The sequence below is a fragment of the Janthinobacterium sp. AD80 genome, from assembly GCF_002878455.1.
In the GTDB taxonomy this organism is placed as follows: Bacteria; Pseudomonadota; Gammaproteobacteria; order Burkholderiales; family Burkholderiaceae_D; genus Janthinobacterium.
In genome coordinates, this window is record NZ_NRDQ01000008.1 from 1 (window position 1) to 18,973 (window position 18,973).

The following is an 18,973-nucleotide window of genomic DNA, read 5'->3' on the forward strand; positions in this document are numbered from 1 at the left end:
CTTCCGCCACCCCTTCGGGCGTTTCCTTGGCGCCCGGTGACATGTCGCGGTCGCCGCCCAGCGCATGCAAGTCATGCTGGCCCGGCTGGTTGACGAAAAAAGCGCTGATGCGGCTGTCGGGAAAACCCGCCTGGTTCAGCGCGGCGCGCGCGGCGTCAATTTGGTCCTGCAACTGAAAATGGCCTGCGATGATGCGTGACATGATCTGCCCTCCTGGTCGGCTGCTGGCGCACCGCGCGCCACCCGCATAGCGTGCGCTTGCTGCTGGCGAAATACCGTTCGCTTGCGCACACAGCTCACACATCCTCAGGCCGCCACGCCATACGGGCTGCGGCATCGGCCAGGAATTGCCGTGTCCGCGCTGCGTAAATCAGGTCAGCGATCTGCGCGCTACCAGTGCGGCGCGTAATTGGGAAATGGCGACGCCATGTGCTCGGGTTCCACGGGCGGCGCCATCCAGTCGCGCGGGTCGACCTTGTAGTACTGCAGGAATTGCGCATACAGCTCCGCATGGTGCTCGGCCATCTGGTAGGGCTTTTCAAAGAAGGTTTCCGTCGCCACGGCAAAGAATTCGGCGGGATTCGTGGCGCCGTAATGGTCCATCACGCTTTGCTGCTGGACCATGGCGTCGTGGCGCAGATTATCGAAATCGCGCGACAGCACCGTGGCCCAACTGCGGTAGCTGGACACGTTCGGCAAGTACGGCGCGCCATTCGCGGCGCCCGACTCGCTGTCGAGCTGGTGGGCGAATTCATGCAGCACCACGTTGTGGCCATCGGTCCAGTCAGCCGCACCGCGCTGCACGTGGTCCCAGGCCAGCACGACGCGGCCATCGCCCCACGATTCACCCAGCAAACCATTCGCCGATGGCGTCACCACGCCGCCCGGCCCCACTTCATTGCGCGTGACAATGAATTCCGTGGGGTACACGAGGATGGTGTCGAGCTCGGGATACACCTGCGTCTGGCGGTTCAGCAGCAGCAGACAAGCCTGGCCGGCGATGGTATAGCGCATCTCGTCCGTGATTCCCAGGCCGCCGCAGCCGACAAATTTCTTCTGGTACAAAAACTGCACCACCAGACGGCGCAGCTGCTCCTGCAGCGAGGCAGGCATGCGGCGGTAGACGGGAATATTTGTTTCCAGCACCGCCAGGCCTTCCGGGGGCAAGGGTTGGTCCAGCGCCCGCTTCAGGCGCCAGCGGGGAAACCATAATGAAAAGACGATGGCGGCCGTGACAAGGGCAATCCATAGCAGCGGGTTCATGCGGCAACCCGTTTCAGGCAGCGCGATGGCGGGAACGATAGCAGGGCGGCGTAGGCAGACAAGGACAAGCTCCTTCAGGTGAACCCGCGCAGTACGGGCAGCAGTCCAGCCCACATGGGGATGCTTGCAGTGTTTTCAATCAGACACCGTGAATCACCGACCCCAACGCCAAAAGCCGGGCTGCAACCCGGCTTTTCTTACAGCATCACACGACTTGGCAAAACCGTCGCGGGCGGCATTGCTTTGCGACCAGGAAGCGCAACCGTATGTCAGAACGGAGGCGCCGAACCGGTCAGCATCGCAGGTGGCAGGCCACGCGAGGTTTGCGCAGGTATTACTCTGCCGCTTTCTGTTGCGGGGCACCAAACAAGGCGGCCACCAGCGGATCGCGCGTCACGGGACCGCGGTTGACGCGGATGGCGTAATGCGTGTCATCGGCCAGGATGTGGAAGTGGCGGCCGCTGCCTGCCATGCTTTGCTCGCGCAGGCCGGGACGGTCCTTGCGCGGTGGCGCGCCTTCGCGTTTTGGCTGGACGATGGCGGCCAGGAAGGCACGCACGCGCTCAGGGTCGGGGGTCAGCTGGTACACTGCCTTGCCCAGGTAGGTGGCGGTGCCTTCGATATAGCGTGCCAGTTCGATCACGCCCGCTTCGCGCAGGTCGCGGATGTATTTGCGGGCACCGGATGGCGAAAACTTGAGGAACCAGGCGATTTCATCGGCCAGCATCTCGTGCAGCGACAGTTCGCCGATCAGCTTTTGCATGTTTTCGATACGGCGCAAGGTAGCGGATGTCGAACGCACGCGCTCGATCGGTGCCATGGAAATGGGATTCATGCGCTCCGGGGGGATCGGGGCCGCACGTTCCACCATTTGCGAGCCTTTTTCGGGGCTACGAAGTTCCTGGTGCGCTGCCTTTAATTCGCTCTTCACGTGAGACTGAGTCATTGCATGCATTTGAATACTCCTTTTAAACGATTGCCGGTAGCCCGGATTGTTAAGTTCTTGGCAATTTTTATGCCAGAAAGCCACAAATCCTAGGCGTCTGACCATAGAATGCCCGTCTCGCCTGTCTTGGTCTGTGCGTTAACGAACATTAGAAGCAAGAAAGTGAAAAATATTTCCATGTGGAATTATTTTCTCTTTCTCCCTACTTTCATCGCGCTCGACTTTTCATCCGCTGTCACTTACTTTCACCGCGTTTCACCGCGCTAGGTGAAATAGCGAACAGAAGCGTCAGCACTCTTGCAATAAATTCAAGGCTCCCGCGCGGCACGCGATACCTCGCTTGCCACGCCCGCCGCGACAACCATTGCAAAGGAACCATCATGAAGATCATGAAACTCCCCGCCCTGCTGGCCGCCACCCTGCTCGTCACCCTGTCCGCCTGCAAAAAGCCTGCCGACGCGCCCTTGCCCGAGACCGCGCCCACACCCAGCTCCGCGCCCCAGGTAATGCCGCCACCCGTGACCCCGGCCACGCCGGAAGCGGGCCCGGGCAACGTCACACCGCCAGCGCCGCTCACCGATCCTGCGACGGCCCCCGCACTGCCGCCCGCCACGCCGGCCAAATAAGCGCGACAAAACACATCAGACAGGCGCCCGCGCGGCGCCGCCCCGACTCCACGGGGGAGTTACGCGTTGCCAGCTGGTTTTGCAACGCGTTTTTTTACGATTGGAGTGGGCCAGGCGATTTAGGTTCACCCTCCCCGCCATCCATCGCGCCTGCCGCAAGCCCGCCAGTGCCTGCCGCGTAACCGCCGGCAATGCGGCAAACCGCACGCCGTTTCCCTCTCGCGTGCGGAAAAGCGGAATCACGTAGTTTCCTCATTTCAATAGATTCAAATTAAACCTTTATAAACAATCACTTGCAATAACCGTCAAAATGCGCTCCACTGGCACGGAAGATGCTTTTATATTTTCATAACCGCCACAGAGCGGCGGCAGCACCCATATAAAACCATCTACCTTTTGGAGACACAGCATGGCTCGCACTTTCCGCATCTCGTCCTTCCTGAATACCAAAGCACTGGCCGTGGCCGTCGCCCTGGCCGCGCAATTCCCGCTGGCCGTCCACGCGGCCGACACCGTACGCCTGGGCAACCTGAAATTCGCCCATTACGGCGCCGTCGCCTACATGAAGGAAATCGCGCCCAAATACGATTTGAAAATTGAAGAGCGCATCTTCGCCAAGGGCCTCGACATCGTGCCGGCCATGATCGCCGGTGAAATCGATGTGTCCGCCAGTGCGCTGGAAGCGGCCATCACGGGCCGCGCCACCGGCTTGCCCGTCTACCTGGTGGGCGGCTTCGCCAAGGGCGGCGTGCAGATCGTCGGGCGTCCCGACCTGAACATCAAGGGCATCGCCGACCTGAAAGGCAAGAAAGTCGGCGTCACGCGCGGCGGCCCGCAGGAAATCCTGCTGTTTGCCGAACTCACCAAGGCCAAGCTGACCTGGTCCGACAAGCCGGGCAAGGACGTGCAGATCCTGTACATGGGCTACCCGGACTTGAACCAGGCCCTGCTGACCAAGGACATCGACGCCATGAGCCAGTCCGAGCCGTACTCCACGCAAGCCATCCACAAGAAATACGGGTCGGCCATCCTCAAGCCGTATGACACGCCGCTGGGCGAACCCGTGCGCGCGCTCGTGATGACGGAAAAAATGTACAAGGAAAAGCCGGCCGTGGCGCAACGCTTCATGGATTGCTTCGTCGCCGCCACGCGCGCCTTTTTGGCCGATCCGAAACTGGCGGAAAAATACGTGCGCGAATCGATGTTCAAGAACCAGATCACCACCGAGGATTACCGCGATGCCATCGACAACGCCATCTTCACGGAAGACATCACCCAGAGCCACGTGCAGCTGACCACCGACTACATGGTGAAATTCGGCGTGGGCCGCATGGCCAAACCGCCTGCCGCCAAGGACTGGGTCAAGCTGGACCTGCTGGAAAAAGCCAAGAAGTCCTACGCTCCACGCTAATCTGAAAGTATCACGATGAATATTCAAATGATGAAACGCTTCGCGCACGGTGCCGCCGTGCCCGTCGCCGTGCTGCTGCTGTGGCAAGCCATGTCGACATTCGGCTGGATCAATCCGCAGATCCTGCCCTCGCCCGTGGCCGTGCTGGTGAAATGGTATGAATACCTGATGCCGATGGAAGCGTACACGCCGGAAGCGGGCAATTACCTGGTGTGGATGTTCTCCGGCGAACTGCCGCATGACGCCTGGGCCAGCCTGTCGCGCGTGCTGGGCGGCTTCGCCATCGGCGCCGGCCTGGCCTTGCCGCTGGGTTTGCTGATGGGCACCAACAAGACCATCTATAAACTCTTCGACCCGCTGGTGCAGGTGCTGCGCCCGATTCCGCCCATCGCCTACATTCCGCTGGCGATCCTGTGGTTTGGCCTGGGCAACCCGCCCGCCTTCTTCCTGATTAGCATTGGTTCCTTCTTCCCCGTGCTGATGAATACCATCGCCGGCGTGCGCCAGGTCGACGGCATCTATATCCGCGCCGCGCGCAACCTGGGCGCCAGCCAGATGACCATGTTCCGCCGCGTCATCCTGCCGGCCGCCACACCGTATATTTTGGCCGGCGCGCGCATCGGCATGGGCACGGCCTTCATCGTCGTGATCGTGGCGGAAATGATCGCCGTCAACAGCGGCCTGGGCTTCCGTATCCTGGAAGCGCGCGAATACTTCTGGTCCGACAAGATTATCGCCGGCATGTTTACCATCGGCCTGTTCGGCCTGGCCATCGATATGGCCATGAACGCCCTGAACAATCATTTGCTGCAGTGGCACCGCGGCCTGGAACACTGAGAGGAACGGCCATGACCACGATCAATATCAATGCAGTCAATAAAATCTTCACCACCGGCGGCGCGGACGTCATCGCCCTGAAGGATATCAACCTGGAAATCGCCAGCGGCGAGTTCATCTGCCTGCTGGGACCGTCAGGCTGCGGCAAGTCGACCCTGTTGAACGCCATCGCCGGCTTTTCACAGCCGACCTCGGGCCAGATCCTGGCCGGCGGCAAGCTGATCACCGAGCCCGGCCCCGACCGCGGCATGGTGTTCCAGGAGTACGCGCTGTTCCCATGGATGACCATCGAGGCGAATATCGCCTTCGGCCTGGAAATCGCCGGCAAGACGCCGGCCGAGATCAAGGAACGGGTCGACATGCTGCTGAGCATGCTGGGCTTGACGGAATTCCGAGCCCGCTACCCGAAAGACTTGTCGGGCGGCATGCGCCAGCGCGTGGCGATCGCCCGCGTGCTGGCCCTCGATTCGCCCATCATGCTGATGGATGAACCGTTCGGCGCGCTGGACGCCCTGACGCGCCGCAACCTGCAAGATGAATTGCTGAAAATCTGGAAGGTCTTCGGCACCACCATCGTGTTTGTGACGCACTCGATCGAGGAATCGATCTACCTGGCCGACCGCACCATCGTCATGACCTACCGTCCCGGCACCATCAAGCGCGACGTGGCCATCGACCTGCCCGCCCACGCGACCCGAGCGACCCCGAGTTCAACCGCCTGAAGCGCATGCTGGGCGAGATGGTGATGGAAGAGCAGCAGCGTCACCACAACGCGGAAACGATGGCAAGTACGGCTGATTAGTGGCTGATTGCGTCTGACCAAACCTGCTGCGCGTCGGTATAGGCTGCCTGTGATGCTCACCGGCTCGGCGCCCCCGTACTTTAGTACGGTTGCGCTTCTCGGCCACCTCTCCCTTCCGCTCGCTACGGTTTTGTCAGACGCCGCAAGTTTGCTTGTGAGCCATTACTTTGGATTCACCCCAGTCGGGGTGAATCACGCCATACACTACAATACCGTCGTAGCAACCCGAGAATTTAACCCGACACACGGAGCACCATGGCATTCGGCAAATGGACCATGAGACCAGCGCTCGGCCCCCTGCTGGCCGTGGGTTCGCTGGCCGTGCTGGCGTGGGCGTCGTATGCCTGGGTCAAGCAGCGCCAGCTTGATGAATTGCACCGCACCCTCGATTCGCGCGCGGAGCTGTATGCGGCGTCCATCGGCGGCGCCCTCAACAAATACGAATTCCTGCCCCTGGCCGTGGCCCAGAGCGATGCCGTGGCGCAACTGCTGGAACAGCCAACGCCGGACAAAGTCGCGCAGATCAATGCCTACCTGATCGACATCAACCAGCGCGCGGGCGCCTTTGCCGTGTACGTGCTCGACGACAAGGGCACGACCCTGGCCTCGAGCAACTGGCAAGACCGCAGCTCGTACGTGGGCGTCAACTACGGCTTCCGTCCGTATTTCAAGAACGCCATCGCGGGCGGCATCGGCCGCTTCTACGGCATCGGCGCCTCGACCTTCGAGGCCGGCTATTTCATTTCGCAGCCCGTGCAGCGCAACGGGCGCATCATCGGCATCGTTGCCGCCAAGGTCAACCTGGACTGGATCGAGCAATCGTGGCGCACGCCCGGGGCGGGCGAACAGATCTGGGTCAAGGATGCGAATGGCGTGCTCATCCTGGCCACCACGCAAGCGTTCAAGTTCAAGACCCTGGCGCCCTTGTCGCCGGCCGCCAAAAAAGACATCAGCGAACAGCGCCAGTTCCTGCAAGAAAACCTGCCCATCCTGCCGCACCAGGTGCGGCGCCAGTTTTCCGATGGCGCCAGCGTGATGACACTGGAGCGCCCGCAGACGGGCGATACGCCGGCCCTGTCCGGCAGCGCCGACTACCTCGCCGTGCACCGCGCGCTGGGTCCGCTGCAATGGCAGATCACCGTGCTGGCCGAACTCGACCAGGTGAACGCGGCGGCGCGCAATGCGGCCATCGCCGCCGCGCTGGGCTGGGCACTGCTGCTGCTGGCCCTGATGTATGCGCGCCAGCGGCGGCGCCGCATCGACGAGCGCCTGAACGCGCAGCAGACGCTGGCGCGCGCCTATGAACAGCTGGAAATCAAGGTCGAGCAGCGCACGGCCGACCTGGTGCACGCGAATGGCCGCCTGCAGGCGGAAGTGGCGGAACGCGAACGGGCCGAACAGACCTTGCGCTATGCCCAGGCGGAACTGGTGCAAAGCGGCAAGCTGGCGGCCATCGGCCAGATGGCAGCCGGCGTGACGCACGAACTGAACCAGCCGCTGGCCGCCCTGCAAACCTTTTCCGACAATGCCAAGGTATTTTTGGCGCGCGGACGCATCGACGATGCACTGGACAATCTGTCGACCATTTCCGACCTCGTCAAGCGCCTCGGCTATGTCACGTCGCAGCTGAAAGGCTTTGCACGGCGCAGCGACGATGCCCGCAAACCCGTCAGCGTGCGCCAGGCCTTCGCGCAAACCATGCTGCAAATCCGCACGCGCAAGGGCTCGCAGCGCTTGAGCCTGCATGAAAGCTGGCTGGAAGACGACATCATCGTGCTGTGCAATGCGATTGGCCTGGAACAAGTGTTCAGCAACCTGATCACCAACGCCATGGATGCCGTGCCGGAAGGCGAGCCCGTGCAGATCTGGCTGCAGGTGCGCAGAGAAGGAACACTGGCCATCATCCATATCACCGATAATGGCCCCGGCATCCCGCTCGCTTCGCTCGACAAGATCTTCGACCCCTTCTATACCACCAAGGAACACGGACTGGGCCTGGGCTTGTCGATCAGCGCCGGCATCCTGCGGGCGGCCGGCAGCGCGCTGGCCGTGCGCAACCGCAGCGCCGCGGAAGGGGGCGGCGCGCAATTTACCATCACCCTGAGCTGCGACTCGGGGGAATAGAACAAAGACAGAGGATCGGATGCACGAGAATAATTTTGACGGCATGCAAGTGCTGCTGGTGGAAGACGATGCCGTCGTGCGCAAGGGCGCGCGGCAATCGCTGGAACTGGCGGGCCTGCAGGTGACGGCCGTCGCCACGGCGGAAGAAGCCCTGCCGTGGCTGGTACCGGAATTTGCCGGCATTTTATTGAGCGACATCAAGCTGCCCGGCATGGATGGCTTGAAACTGCTCGATATCGCCGTGGCGCAGGATGCCAGCCTGCCCGTCATCCTCGTCACGGGCCACGGCGACGTGTCGATGGCCGTGGGCGCCATGCGCCGTGGCGCCTACGATTTCATCGAAAAACCGTTTTCCGCCGACCTGCTGGTGGAAGTGTGCCGCCGCGCCCTGGACAAGCGCCATCTGGTGCTGGAAAACATGAAGCTGCGGGCGCAGCTGGAAAACCGCGCCGGCATCGAGGCGCGCATCGTGGGCCGCAGCGCGGCCATGGCCAAGGTGCGCCAGCTGGTGCTGAACCTGGCGCCCAAGTCGGCCGACATCATCATCCTCGGCGAGACGGGCACTGGCAAGGAACTCATCGCGCGCTGCCTGCACGACTTCAGCGAACGGCGCGACCACCCTTTCGTGGCGATTAACTGCGGCGCCCTGCCCGAGTCGATCTTCGAGTCGGAACTGTTCGGCCACGAGGAAGGCGCGTTCACGGGCGCGCAGCGCCAGCGCATCGGCAAGATCGAGTACGCGAACGGCGGCACCCTGTTCCTCGATGAAATCGAAAGCATGCCGCTGGCCCTGCAAGTCAAATTGCTGCGCGTGCTGCAGGAGCGCCAGGTGGAACGGCTGGGTTCGAATAAACTCATTTCCGTGAATTTCCGCGTCATCGCCGCCGCCAAGGAAGACTTGAATGTGCTGGCGGAGCAAGGCAAGTTCCGCCCCGACCTGTATTACCGCCTGAATGTGGCCAGCCTGACCTTGCCTGCGCTGCGCAACCGCCGCGAGGATATCCCCCTGCTGTTCGAGTTTTTCGTGCTGCAGGCAGCCCTGCGCTATGGCCAGCCGGCCGCCCTCGTCAGCGGCGAACTGCTGGCCTCGCTGATGGCGCAGCGCTGGGCCGGCAATGTGCGCGAACTGCACAACGTGGCAGACCGCTTCGTGCTGGGTCTGCTCGACGATACCCTGAGCCCGGCCGGCTGCCGCGAAGCCTCGCTGGCCGAACAGGTCGATACCTTCGAAATTTCCATCATCGAGGAAGCCTTGCGCCGCCACAATGGCAACGTCATTGACGCGGCCGCCGCGCTGAATATCCCGAAGAAGACCCTGTACGACAAGCTCAAGCGTTTCGATATTTCGACGGAACAATTCCGCTGATGCCTGCATGGCGGCCAGCCATGCACCCACATGCGTTTGCGGCGTGCTCCTACTTGCCAGCCTGCCCAAGGGGGCCAGAATGGCTATTCCTCTTCCTCTTCTGAAGGAGTAGCCATGAAAACATCTGCATGCATGCTGGCCACCTTGCTGTTCGCTGGCGCAAGCGCCCTGGCACTGGCGCAATCGACGGGCAATACGGCCACCGGCACCGGCGGCACGGCGCCCCGGCAAGATCAGCAATCAACGCAGGACGGCACGGCAGCGTCCCGCAACAACGACAAGAAACAGCAGAAAAAATCCGCGAAGTCGCGCAACCACGACAAGGCCGTGCAGCCCAGCCGCGGCACCAATTCGGGCGGCGGCGCGCCGGGCAGCGCCGGCCAGTCCGCAGGCAACGCCACGCGCAGCGGAACGCAAGACATGACGGGCAATACGGGCGGCACGGGCACGACAGGCACGTCGGGTACCTCGGGCACTTCCGGTACTTCCGGCACTTCCGGCACTTCCGGCACTTCCGGCACTTCCGGCACGACAGGAAACTCGGGCACGTCCGGGACCCCAGGCAATACCGGCAACACGGGTACCCCAGGCAACACCGGCAATCCCGGTACCACGGGCAACACGGGCGTGGTGCCGCCGCGCCAGCCCGGCCGCTGAGCGCCGGCCGCCCGGGCCGCGCATGACGGCGCTGCAGGCGGCGCTACTCGTCCATGGCTTGCTGGGCGGCGCCGACGTCATCCTCAACCACGAGCTGCTCGCGCGGCTGCCGCCGCGCCCCCGGCGCGGCCGCCGAGCAGCGCCTGCACAGCGCCCGCGAAGCCATCTTCGGCCTGCTGTTCCCGTCGCTCGGCCTGTTCAGCTGGCATGGCTGGCTGGCCTGGTGGCCTGCGGCGCTGCTGCTGGCGGAAATCCTCGTATCGCTGCGCGATGCGGTGGTTGAAGGCGACACGCGCCGCCTGCCCGTGCCCGAACGCATGCTGCACGTTTTGCTGTTCATCAACCTGGGCGTGATCGCCACCCTGCTGCTGCAAGGCATGCCAGGCTGGCGTACCCTGCCGGCAGCCGTAGCACCGCTGCCCGCCGGCGGCGCCGGTGCGTGGCTGGCCGGCCTGGGTGCCCTGGCGCTGGCATGGTGCGTGCGCGACGCCCTGAGCGCACGGCGCCTGCGCCTGCAGGTCGGCAAGCGGGCATGAACAATGGCAATACGCTCACACGCACAGGAGGCATATTCCTACTTGAAGCTGCCATCGGACATGTGACAATCCAGTCTCGACAGCAATACTCGATTCACGCACAGGACAGACATCATGAAAACTCCCGCCCTCCTGCTGGCCGCCACCCTGATGACCGTCGGCGGCGCCTGGGTGCAAGCCCAGTCGACGACGAATGTAAACCAGACGGGCAACCACACCAACAATCCCAACGACCCGGGGCAGAAATCGGACCAGTCCGACAAGCTCGACAATAAAGGCCGGCTGATTCACAACGGCAAGACCGACAAGACGCGCACGGACAAGCGCAGCCGGCGCGGCAAGCCGGCGGCCAATCCCGAGAACAAACCGCACGGCGGCCAGCCCACCGCACCGCCGGCGGCAACGCCGGCCGCGCCCAGCATCCCCATCGCGCCACCGCCGCCAGTGACGACGCGCTGAGGTTGCACCCCGGCAGCTGCGCTACAGCACGTGGCGGTCGAACAGCCAGGTGCCGTAGCGCTCGACAAAGACATAGGTGTTGGCATAGCGGGGACGGCTACCGGCAATGTCCCCGAACTCGACCGTCAAGCTGATGGTCTGTGCATCATGCACGCTCCAATTCCTCAAGCTGCGCGCAATAAAATAATTGTCGTCATCGATACGCGGCGGCCGGAGCAACGTCAGCTCGCCGTTGCGTGTCGTCACCATCCGTAGCGCGTGCGCAGGCTGGCGCACCTGTCCCGTGACCTGGAAAAAAACCACGACAGGATTGATGGCCGCCCTGACCACCGCCATATCGTTCGGGCCGGTGATGGCGGACAAGTCCACGCGCCGCTTGAATGTGCGGTTGGGTGCCTCATCCATAAAGACCAGATCCAGCGCACCTGGCACCGGTACCGGCGCCACGCGCATGGCATACGGCGCATCTTGCGCCTGCGCGGCTGGCAAGGCGAGCGCGCCGCACAGCATGGGCAGCAATATCGATAGTCGTAAAGTCATGGGCTGATTCATGGGCTAAGTTCTGCAACGATCCATGCCGCGAAACGCGCGGCCCGCTGATGCCAGTCGCAGATGGTCACGATGCCGCCTGCCGCTCAAGCATAAGGCAATCGTGCACCCGTGAATAGTAGCCACACGCTATCATCGCGGCAGGAGAATATAACAAGGATGGTAATGAAAGCAGCATGGCAAGCAATGGCGGCGGCAGGAATGCTGGTGGCCGCAGGCGTACAGGCGGCGCCGACGGTGGGCGAATGCATGGAGCTGACGCCCGGCATCAGGTTCATCAAGAACAATGGCGACGTGCAATTCAACGTCGAAGAAATGTTTGAGGGCAAGAAACTCAAGGGTACGCAGCTGATCCTCGACGGCGGCGTGCTGCTGGCCACGTCCTACCAGGATATCCGCGACGGCCAGGTATTCCTGACGGGCATGGTGCACTACAACGAAGATGGCACGCTACGCAGCAAGAATGTCTACACGCCGCAGTCCGCCATCCCCGCCAACATGCGCGCCGGCCAGGAAGTGCGCGTCAAGTTCGCGGACACACAGACGAGCACCCATTACCCGCTGGCGGGAATGTCCGACAAGATCACCACCTCGACGCGCACGGACGAGCGCAATTTCTCCATCACCTTTCTTGGCTGGGAACGCCTGGAACTGGGCGGACGCCGCTTCCCCGACGCCTGCAAATTCGAACTGCATGACGTGGGCGGCAAGAGCAAGGGGCAGAGCGGCGAATACGTGTGGTACGCGCAAGGCTACGGCGTGATCATGACGGACAAGCTGGACAAGAATGGCGAGGTGCAGCCGGCCTACCGCATCGCGCTGACGAAAATCCTCGACGCACCGTAATTTTGCCAACTTTTGCGCTAGAATCAGCTGAATGCATCCTTGTCAGGAAAATATGTCGCCGATCGAACGCAAATGGTGGTTCATGCTGCCCGTCATGGTACTGAGCGGCATCGCCACCCAGTTTCTCCTCACCAGCGCCGAACTGCCGCACGCGCCCTCCTTCGCCGGCAGCCTTATTTTTGGCCTGTGCATTGTCACACTGTACCGCGGCCTGTCGTTCTGCATCTGGATGGGACTGCTGTGGGTCGCACCAGGGCTGGCGGACGGAAAACTGGGCAGGCGCTAAGCTGCAGGCTGCGGCGCCAGCGCGGCGTCGCTATGCGCTCTTCGCAAAGTTTGCGTAGGCGCAACTAATCCGCCCTTGCCCGCCCTACACTGTCCTGTCTGGTCAGCAAGGAGCGGTGATGGCGTATCCAAAACTTCCCTATGTGAATGGACGTGCGCAAGCCTTGCTGCATTGCGAACGCCAGAACGACGCCATCGTACGCATTCGCCCGGAGCTGCCGGGCAATGTCATCGTCATCCATGGCGTGAACGACGTCGGCACCAGTTTCAGTGCCGTGGAAAAAGGCTTGTGTCAGGGACTCGATGCACGCATGTATGGCGGCGGCCATGTGTTCACCCCAGCCGCCTACCGCCTGCCGCAGGCAGCCGACAAGCATGCGCTGATCGCCGACCCGGACGATGTGTATTTCAAGCGCCAGCAGGACGACACGACGTACAGCCCCGTCATCCCGTTTTACTGGGGCTTTCGCGAACGCGGCAACGCCAGCAAAGTCGTCAACGGCCAGAACACGGATCGCTACGGCAACCGCCTCGACAAGGACATGTCGAAGAACGGCGGCCCGTTCGGCAACGCCACCAATACTTTGCCCGACATGTGGAACAAGGGCTTGTACTCGCCGTATGACGTGGGCGGCGACCCCGTGCGTCCGCTGATGACGGCGCCGGGCCGCATGTACATGGTACTGGCCGCCAAGCGCCTGGCCGCCCTCATCGCCATGGTCCGCGATTACGACAGCAACGACGTGGTATCCATCGTCGCGCACAGCCAGGGCTGCCTGATCACGCTGCTGGCACAAGCGTTTTTGCTCGACGAAGGCAGGCGCCCGGCCGACACCCTGATCCTCACGCATCCACCCTACAGCCTGGTGGAAGACACCACCATGTTTTTTGGCGCGGCGGAATCGAGCCGTATCTTTGGCGGCGGCCGGGATGCGGCGATGGAAGACCAGTACGAGGCCATCGACAACCGCCAGACCCTGCATGCGCGCTTGCAGACGCTGGCGCAGATCGTGCAAGGCGTGGTGGCCAAAAAGCACGCCACGCCCGCCCTGGCGCAAATCAAGGATCACGCCGTCTGCCATGGCATGGCGGGTGCGACATGGCGCGCGGAGGCGGACCGCGACAACCGCGGCAAGGTGTATCTGTACTTCTGTCCCGAAGACATGACGGTAGCGCTGGACAATATGCAGGGCATCGGCTGGCAGGGCATACCCGACCACATCGACGGTCATGGACTGTCGAAAACCAAGGGCAAGACGGACAAAAGCATCTGGGGTGATGGTCCCACCTGCTGGGAGAAGGAATTCCAGCGCCGCCAGCCGCTGGCGGAACTGGGTAAAGGATTTTATCAGCGCGTATTTACCAACAAGCAACGCCTTGACGCCGCTGGCAAAAACAATGGGGCGGTACTTGTGGGCCAGACGCCTCACGACTTCGCCCTGCGCCTGGAAGGCGAGGACGACCATGTCCACGTGGCCGGGGCTAACCGGGGCCACCGGGGCAACCATGACGAGGCACAATGGCCGCCCGTCAAACCCGGCAAATGGAATATCTTTTCCACCGCGGCAGGCCAGCGCGAAGGCTTGCGCACGATCAATGGTGAAGCACTGCGCGTACCCAGGGCAGCCGTGCTGGACGGAGGCGAGATACGCCCTGGGCAATTCCCCAGGGATTCCGATCAGGCCAAGCTGCCGCGCGACCAGCAAGGACCGTGCGAGGAAGTCGATCCGATCGACGCGGCCATCGCAGTGACCAGCAAGCAAGGTTTGCGAATGCGCAAACAGGAAATCATCGCCGACCCACGCCCCTTGCAGCAGCGCATCCCCGAATTCGGTGCTGGCATGTTCGGCGCGGGCCAGCGCGAACAGGTGGAAAAGGCCTTGAACCGGGGCAAGGAGGCGGGCGAGCAATGCAGGATCGACCGCGTCTCGCGCCATCCGGGCGGCGGCGACAAGCTGCTTGTGAACCGCGAAGAAACCCCGAACGAGGCGCGCAAGCGCTGGCAGAACGAGGTCAGCCCCAAATCCTTCCACGGGGCCATTATCGGCAACGCAGAGAATCATCGCAACGTGACGGCGTATGACGTGGCCATCGGTGGGGGTAAGGCATCGAGCGATCCGAAGTTTTACCAGTATTTGTGTGCGGTAGCGGATTGGCGGTTGAAAACAGATGACAAAATACCGCGCCCATCCATATTGAAATGGGATACGTTTGCAAAAAATTTTGCAGTCTACTTGTCTGCCGAGCCGGCGGCACGTAAAGCGATCATCGTAGGTAATGCGCATTATTACAGTTCGGGGGAGATGCCCGCTTGCATTCCCCCCTTATATGCGGGCCTACCCTCCACCGTTGTATGTGAAACAGTCAACGGCAGGCGCACCGAGTCGGTCGTCACGCCAGTCGTCCACAAGCCAAGCGACGATATCCCAAAATGAAAAGCTCTTTTCCATGCTTGCGATATCCCTTCGGTGCAGCCCTCATCGTCCTGGCAGTGCTTGGATCTTTGTTGATCAGCCCATCACCGTTCTTATTGGAGTCCACAATGAGCAGCAAAATATGGTGGTACTTGCAGTGGTTGTTGCTCATCCCACCCATTGTAGCTGCCACATTGCTCGGTTCTCGCTGGCTGCATTCATCCAAGCCTGTGGCCGTCGCACAGCCGCAAGTGCAACTGGCGGCGCCTACCGAGCAGGAGAAACGCGAGTATGTGCTGGAAGTCATCGGCCTCGGCATCACCGTGGACAAGTATCGCCAGGGCAAGCTTTGGGAAGCCCTTCAAACTGGCAACGCTTATACCTGCATACGCGAACAAGATAAGAAGAAATATCCATGGAGCAGCTTGGACAAAGCAGGCACCAGTGGGGGGCGTACAGGCGACTCACTCGAAAATGGCGCGCTGAACACACCAATGTATTTTGCCGTTCCCATATTTAACGCCGAAGGCCCCATTGCAGATCCTGCGCTGCAAGATACACCACACTCGCCCATTATGGGTCTGGCAGGCAGCACCGCCTCTTCCGGCATGCACTGGCATCTATTTGTGGCCGGACCACGACGCTTCGAGGAACACCCCGAGCATATTCTAGAAGATGTTTTCGCATTTTTTGACACCCATCCTGACGTACCATACATCATCTTGAATTCGCATGATGGCATGGAGCCGCGCGATATCAATCGCAGTCCCAACACTCCTGAATTGCTAAAAGATGGCTACTACATCCCCGAAATGCCCGACGCCTCCGCTCTGTTCGTGCTGGCCCGGCGCGAGCGCATCGACGCCGTACGGAAGTTTGCATATGACGATGCGCCGCCCGAGGACAGCGTCGATGACCTCAACACCTACGGCGTGGCGCGGCGTCTGTATCTGGCATATGACAAATTGATGCGGGCCGTGCCCCATCCAGACAAAAAAGAAGACCCGAGTGCATTCACCCAGCGTCAGCCCTCAATCGCCGAACGGCTCCCCGCCGCCGCGCAATTCGCGCAGCGCCCCGACATCCGTGACACTGGCACTTTCAGCATGGTTGACAGGCTCAAGCACAAAACTTATCACCCTCCAAAAGACTGGCAAGCCACGCCGTGGTTTCCCTTGCCGTTCAACAAGGAGCAGCTGGCGCAGCTGGACCGCCTGCCCACCTTCGGCTTTATCCACAGGCCCACGTTTGTCAGGATGAAAGATGAACACGGCAAGCCGCTCACGCGGCGCGACCAGCGCGAGCAAGCCTTGCAGGCGGGCTGGCAGCAAGCATTGCGCGGCTTGCCGGAAAGCGAACGGCCCGCCGCTCCGGCGCGCCTGGTGGCGGCCACGGGCGGCAACCAGGCGCAGCTGCTGGCACTGCACAAGACCTTGCTGCGCCATGCGGAAGGCGGCGGCATGGAACTCGACAGTGGCAACACGGCACAATGGGTCGATACCGACCGGCGCCTGGGCAACACGGGCGCGGCCACGCTGTTCGTGCAGATGGCCATCGGCGTGATGGGCAGCTACCGCGATGGCGGCGTCAGCGCCGTGGTCAACCTGCGCAACCGGGAGGAAGCGACAATTGTGCTGATCAGCCCGCCGTCGGAGGAAAAACGCCGCACGCAAAAGCACCCGCACGGCGGCGATGTGTTGCGGCACTATGTCACGCCGGCCATCGATCCGGCGAATTATCCATCGAACTGATTATTTACCCTGTGCGGCAAACTGCGCCAGCGCATTGCCCCGCACCTGGAACGCCACCTGGGCCACCGTCTTGCCTGCCGCATCGACCAGCGCCAGCGCGTGCTTGCCCGGCACGGGCCGCCAGCTGATGCTCTCTGTTGCCGCGCCCATGTCCTTGCCGTCGAGCACCCAGCGCAAATTACGGCTGCCCTGGGCCTGGAAGAAGACGCGCTGCAAGGCGGGTGGAATGTCCGGGTCGATGGCGAGGATGCTGTCTTCGGCCGGGTAGACGATGGCCGGTGGTTTGACGGTGTCGCCCAGCACGGCGATGACGGGGCTTTCCGTGCCGGCAATAAACCATTCTCGGCGCGGCGCTTCCAGCGCGGGCTGGTAAGCCACCATCTGCTGCAGCACGCCGGGCGGCGCTTTCGGCGCATGGCTGGGCACGTTCTTGTGCAGGTAATCCATGACGTCGCGCCAGACGGGGGCAGCGCCCGTCACGCCCGAGACGTCCCACATGGGCTTGCCATCGAAGTTACCCACCCATACGCCCACCGTGTAGCGTTCCGAGTAGCCCATGCACCAGTTGTCGCGCATGTCCTTGCTGGTGCCCGTCTTGACGGCACTCCAGAAATTCGTCCCCAGCTCGTTGCGCAGGCCAAACGTCATGCTGCGCGCGGCGCGGTCGGCCAGGATATCGCCGACGATGAAGGCGGCACCCGGTTCCATCACGCGGCGCTTGTCCTTGCCCGCCTGGCCAGCTTGCAGGCCGGCTGTGCTGTAGCTGCCGCCATTGGCCAGCGCGCGGTAGGCATTGGCCAGTTCCAGCAAGCTTACTTCGGATGAACCGAGCGCCAGCGACGGCCCGTAGTATTCGGCCGCTTCCGTCAGGCTGGACAGGCCCACGTCCTTCAGGCGATTATAAAAACCGTCCTGGCCCGTCAGCAACACCGTGCGCACGGCGGGAATGTTCAGGGAACTGGCCAGGCTGGTGCGGGCGCTGACATGGCCCTTGAAGTTGCGGTCGTAGTTTTGCGGCGCATACATGCCGGACGCCGTGGCGACGTCGAGCGGGGAATCGTCCATGACGGACGCGGCCGTCATCAAGCGGCGCTCGATGGCCAGTTCATACAGGAACGGTTTCAAGGTGGAACCGGCCTGGCGCAGGGCCGTCACGCCATCGACGTGGCTGCCGCCCGCATTGCCCACATAGGCGAGGATTTCACCGCTGCGGTTGTCCAGCACGATGATGGCGCCATCGTTGACATTACGTTCGCGCAAGGACGCCAGTTGCTGGCGCAGATTTTCCTGCGCGAAGCGCTGCAATGGGCCATCGAGCGTGCTGCGGATGGCCACGCCCGACTGCTTGAGCAGCAGCTGCGCCACTTGCGGCGCGGGCGCCAGATCCGCGTACAGGGCCGTGCGCTGCAGGGCCGTCTGCACGCGCTGGCCGATCAGCTGGCAGCTGCTGTCCATGCGCCACTCTTTTGCCAGCGCGCAGGCGCGCCGCGTGACGGTGGCCGGCGGCGCGTTCGGCGCGCGCACCAGGCTGGCCAGGATGATGCCATCCGTCTGGTTCAGGCCGGAAGGCGCCTTGCCGAACAGGCTGTACGAAGCAGAGGCGATGCCCTGCAGTTCGCCGCGGAACGACACGAGGTTCAAGTACGCCTCGAAAATCTGCGCCTTGCTCCAGCTATCCTCGATGGCTTGCGCCGCGCGCATCTGGTCCCATTTCTGGCGCAGGCTGCGTCCGCCCGCCGCCGCTTGCAAGTCCGCATCGAGCTGGCCCGCCAGTTGCATGGTGATGGTGGACGCGCCGCGGGCTTTCCTGGAAAACAGATTGTCCCAGGCCGCCGTGGCCAGCGCGGACACATCCACGCCGCCATGGTGCATGAAGCGCTGGTCTTCCGCCAGCAGCACGGCCTGCTGCACGGCGGGGGAAATATCGGCCAGCGGCACCCAGGGCAAGCGCCGCACTTTCATGTCCACGCGCAGGGATTGCAGCGGCGCACCGCTGCGGTCGAGCAATTGCGCCTCCGAACTGCGATAGGCGGCCTGCACCTGGGCCGGCGTCAATACCGCTTCAGCGAAGACGGAGCCAGCCAGCAGGCAGCCCATGGCA

At 62.5% G+C, this 18,973-nt stretch carries 16 protein-coding genes and 2 pseudogenes; 13 read left to right on the forward strand and 5 right to left on the reverse strand.

Annotated features, from left to right (window positions below; all coding sequences use genetic code 11):
• From JaAD80_RS01665 to JaAD80_RS01675, 3 genes and pseudogenes are all read right to left on the reverse strand, one after another.
• Positions 1–202 (reverse strand): annotated as a pseudogene (locus tag JaAD80_RS01665) (hypothetical protein); the annotation flags it as partial.
• A gap of 188 nt (positions 203–390) precedes the next feature.
• Complete coding sequence (locus JaAD80_RS01670; RefSeq protein WP_102292597.1) at positions 391–1,263, reverse strand: zinc-dependent peptidase; 873 nt, start codon at positions 1,261–1,263, stop codon at positions 391–393.
• A 334-nt stretch (positions 1,264–1,597) separates the two neighbouring features.
• Positions 1,598–2,098 carry a winged helix-turn-helix domain-containing protein gene (locus JaAD80_RS01675; protein WP_010396453.1) on the reverse strand — a complete coding sequence of 167 codons (501 nt, stop codon included), beginning with the start codon at positions 2,096–2,098 and terminating at the stop codon, positions 1,598–1,600.
• 491 nt (positions 2,099–2,589) lie between these two features.
• Here JaAD80_RS01675 and JaAD80_RS01680 point away from each other — a divergent pair, with 491 nt between their 5' ends.
• The 9 genes and pseudogenes from JaAD80_RS01680 to JaAD80_RS01720 all read left to right on the forward strand — a co-directional run bounded on the left by JaAD80_RS01680 (position 2,590) and on the right by JaAD80_RS01720 (position 11,027).
• Entirely contained in the window at positions 2,590–2,835 is a 246-nt protein-coding gene (locus JaAD80_RS01680) for a hypothetical protein (protein ID WP_102292598.1), read from the forward strand.
• A gap of 409 nt (positions 2,836–3,244) precedes the next feature.
• Entirely contained in the window at positions 3,245–4,246 is a 1,002-nt protein-coding gene (locus JaAD80_RS01685) for an ABC transporter substrate-binding protein (RefSeq protein WP_102292599.1), read from the forward strand.
• A gap of 15 nt (positions 4,247–4,261) precedes the next feature.
• Positions 4,262–5,083 carry an ABC transporter permease gene (locus tag JaAD80_RS01690; protein ID WP_102292600.1) on the forward strand — a complete coding sequence of 274 codons (822 nt, stop codon included), beginning with the start codon at positions 4,262–4,264 and terminating at the stop codon, positions 5,081–5,083.
• 11 nt (positions 5,084–5,094) lie between these two features.
• Positions 5,095–5,885 (forward strand): annotated as a pseudogene (locus tag JaAD80_RS01695) (ABC transporter ATP-binding protein).
• Between the two features lie 255 nt (positions 5,886–6,140).
• The gene (locus tag JaAD80_RS01700) at positions 6,141–8,009 is read left to right on the forward strand and encodes an ATP-binding protein (RefSeq protein WP_102292601.1); all 1,869 of its coding nucleotides are present in this window, start codon (positions 6,141–6,143) and stop codon (positions 8,007–8,009) included.
• Between the two features lie 19 nt (positions 8,010–8,028).
• Positions 8,029–9,375, forward strand: coding sequence for a sigma-54 dependent transcriptional regulator (locus JaAD80_RS01705; RefSeq protein WP_102292602.1), 1,347 nt, complete (start codon positions 8,029–8,031; stop codon positions 9,373–9,375).
• Between the two features lie 114 nt (positions 9,376–9,489).
• Complete coding sequence (locus JaAD80_RS01710; protein ID WP_146012228.1) at positions 9,490–10,032, forward strand: hypothetical protein; 543 nt, start codon at positions 9,490–9,492, stop codon at positions 10,030–10,032.
• Between the two features lie 53 nt (positions 10,033–10,085).
• Positions 10,086–10,568: a hypothetical protein gene (locus tag JaAD80_RS01715; RefSeq protein WP_102292604.1), complete on the forward strand. Its 483-nt coding sequence runs from the start codon at positions 10,086–10,088 to the stop codon at positions 10,566–10,568.
• Positions 10,569–10,682: 114 nt separating this feature from the next.
• Entirely contained in the window at positions 10,683–11,027 is a 345-nt protein-coding gene (locus JaAD80_RS01720) for a hypothetical protein (protein ID WP_102292605.1), read from the forward strand.
• Between the two features lie 21 nt (positions 11,028–11,048).
• Here the strand turns inward: JaAD80_RS01720 and JaAD80_RS01725 are convergent, their stop codons facing one another.
• Positions 11,049–11,567 carry a hypothetical protein gene (locus JaAD80_RS01725; protein WP_146012229.1) on the reverse strand — a complete coding sequence of 173 codons (519 nt, stop codon included), beginning with the start codon at positions 11,565–11,567 and terminating at the stop codon, positions 11,049–11,051.
• Positions 11,568–11,741: 174 nt separating this feature from the next.
• Here JaAD80_RS01725 and JaAD80_RS01730 point away from each other — a divergent pair, with 174 nt between their 5' ends.
• The 4 genes from JaAD80_RS01730 (at position 11,742) to JaAD80_RS01745 (ending at position 16,872) form a co-directional block, all read left to right on the forward strand.
• On the forward strand, positions 11,742–12,422 hold the full coding sequence (locus JaAD80_RS01730) for a hypothetical protein (RefSeq protein ID WP_146012230.1): 681 nt from the start codon (positions 11,742–11,744) through the stop codon (positions 12,420–12,422).
• A gap of 52 nt (positions 12,423–12,474) precedes the next feature.
• Positions 12,475–12,708 carry a hypothetical protein gene (locus JaAD80_RS01735; protein ID WP_102292608.1) on the forward strand — a complete coding sequence of 78 codons (234 nt, stop codon included), beginning with the start codon at positions 12,475–12,477 and terminating at the stop codon, positions 12,706–12,708.
• A 118-nt stretch (positions 12,709–12,826) separates the two neighbouring features.
• Complete coding sequence (locus tag JaAD80_RS01740; RefSeq protein ID WP_102292609.1) at positions 12,827–15,142, forward strand: DUF3274 domain-containing protein; 2,316 nt, start codon at positions 12,827–12,829, stop codon at positions 15,140–15,142.
• A 107-nt stretch (positions 15,143–15,249) separates the two neighbouring features.
• Entirely contained in the window at positions 15,250–16,872 is a 1,623-nt protein-coding gene (locus tag JaAD80_RS01745; RefSeq protein WP_180979254.1) for a DUF2875 family protein, read from the forward strand.
• Here the strand turns inward: JaAD80_RS01745 and pbpC are convergent, their stop codons facing one another.
• Positions 16,873–18,969, reverse strand: coding sequence for a penicillin-binding protein 1C (pbpC, locus tag JaAD80_RS01750; protein ID WP_102292627.1), 2,097 nt, complete (start codon positions 18,967–18,969; stop codon positions 16,873–16,875).
• Positions 18,970–18,973 lie beyond the last annotated feature (4 nt).

Bases quoted from the DNA above. Each gene is read 5' to 3' on its own strand.
- JaAD80_RS01680 (WP_102292598.1), top strand. From the start codon at position 2,590: ATGAAGATCATGAAACTCCCCGCCCTGCTGGCCGCCACCCTGCTCGTC.
- JaAD80_RS01710 (WP_146012228.1), top strand. From the start codon at position 9,490: ATGAAAACATCTGCATGCATGCTGGCCACCTTGCTGTTCGCTGGCGCA.
- JaAD80_RS01720 (WP_102292605.1), top strand. From the start codon at position 10,683: ATGAAAACTCCCGCCCTCCTGCTGGCCGCCACCCTGATGACCGTCGGC.
- JaAD80_RS01700 (WP_102292601.1), top strand. From the start codon at position 6,141: ATGGCATTCGGCAAATGGACCATGAGACCAGCGCTCGGCCCCCTGCTG.
- JaAD80_RS01735 (WP_102292608.1), top strand. From the start codon at position 12,475: ATGTCGCCGATCGAACGCAAATGGTGGTTCATGCTGCCCGTCATGGTA.
- pbpC (WP_102292627.1), bottom strand. From the start codon at position 18,969: ATGGGCTGCCTGCTGGCTGGCTCCGTCTTCGCTGAAGCGGTATTGACG.
- JaAD80_RS01715 (WP_102292604.1), top strand. From the start codon at position 10,086: ATGGCTTGCTGGGCGGCGCCGACGTCATCCTCAACCACGAGCTGCTCG.
- JaAD80_RS01705 (WP_102292602.1), top strand. From the start codon at position 8,029: ATGCACGAGAATAATTTTGACGGCATGCAAGTGCTGCTGGTGGAAGAC.
- JaAD80_RS01670 (WP_102292597.1), bottom strand. From the start codon at position 1,263: ATGAACCCGCTGCTATGGATTGCCCTTGTCACGGCCGCCATCGTCTTT.
- JaAD80_RS01730 (WP_146012230.1), top strand. From the start codon at position 11,742: ATGAAAGCAGCATGGCAAGCAATGGCGGCGGCAGGAATGCTGGTGGCC.
- JaAD80_RS01740 (WP_102292609.1), top strand. From the start codon at position 12,827: ATGGCGTATCCAAAACTTCCCTATGTGAATGGACGTGCGCAAGCCTTG.
- JaAD80_RS01745 (WP_180979254.1), top strand. From the start codon at position 15,250: ATGAGCAGCAAAATATGGTGGTACTTGCAGTGGTTGTTGCTCATCCCA.
- JaAD80_RS01685 (WP_102292599.1), top strand. From the start codon at position 3,245: ATGGCTCGCACTTTCCGCATCTCGTCCTTCCTGAATACCAAAGCACTG.
- JaAD80_RS01690 (WP_102292600.1), top strand. From the start codon at position 4,262: ATGAATATTCAAATGATGAAACGCTTCGCGCACGGTGCCGCCGTGCCC.
- JaAD80_RS01725 (WP_146012229.1), bottom strand. From the start codon at position 11,567: ATGACTTTACGACTATCGATATTGCTGCCCATGCTGTGCGGCGCGCTC.
- JaAD80_RS01675 (WP_010396453.1), bottom strand. From the start codon at position 2,098: ATGAATCCCATTTCCATGGCACCGATCGAGCGCGTGCGTTCGACATCC.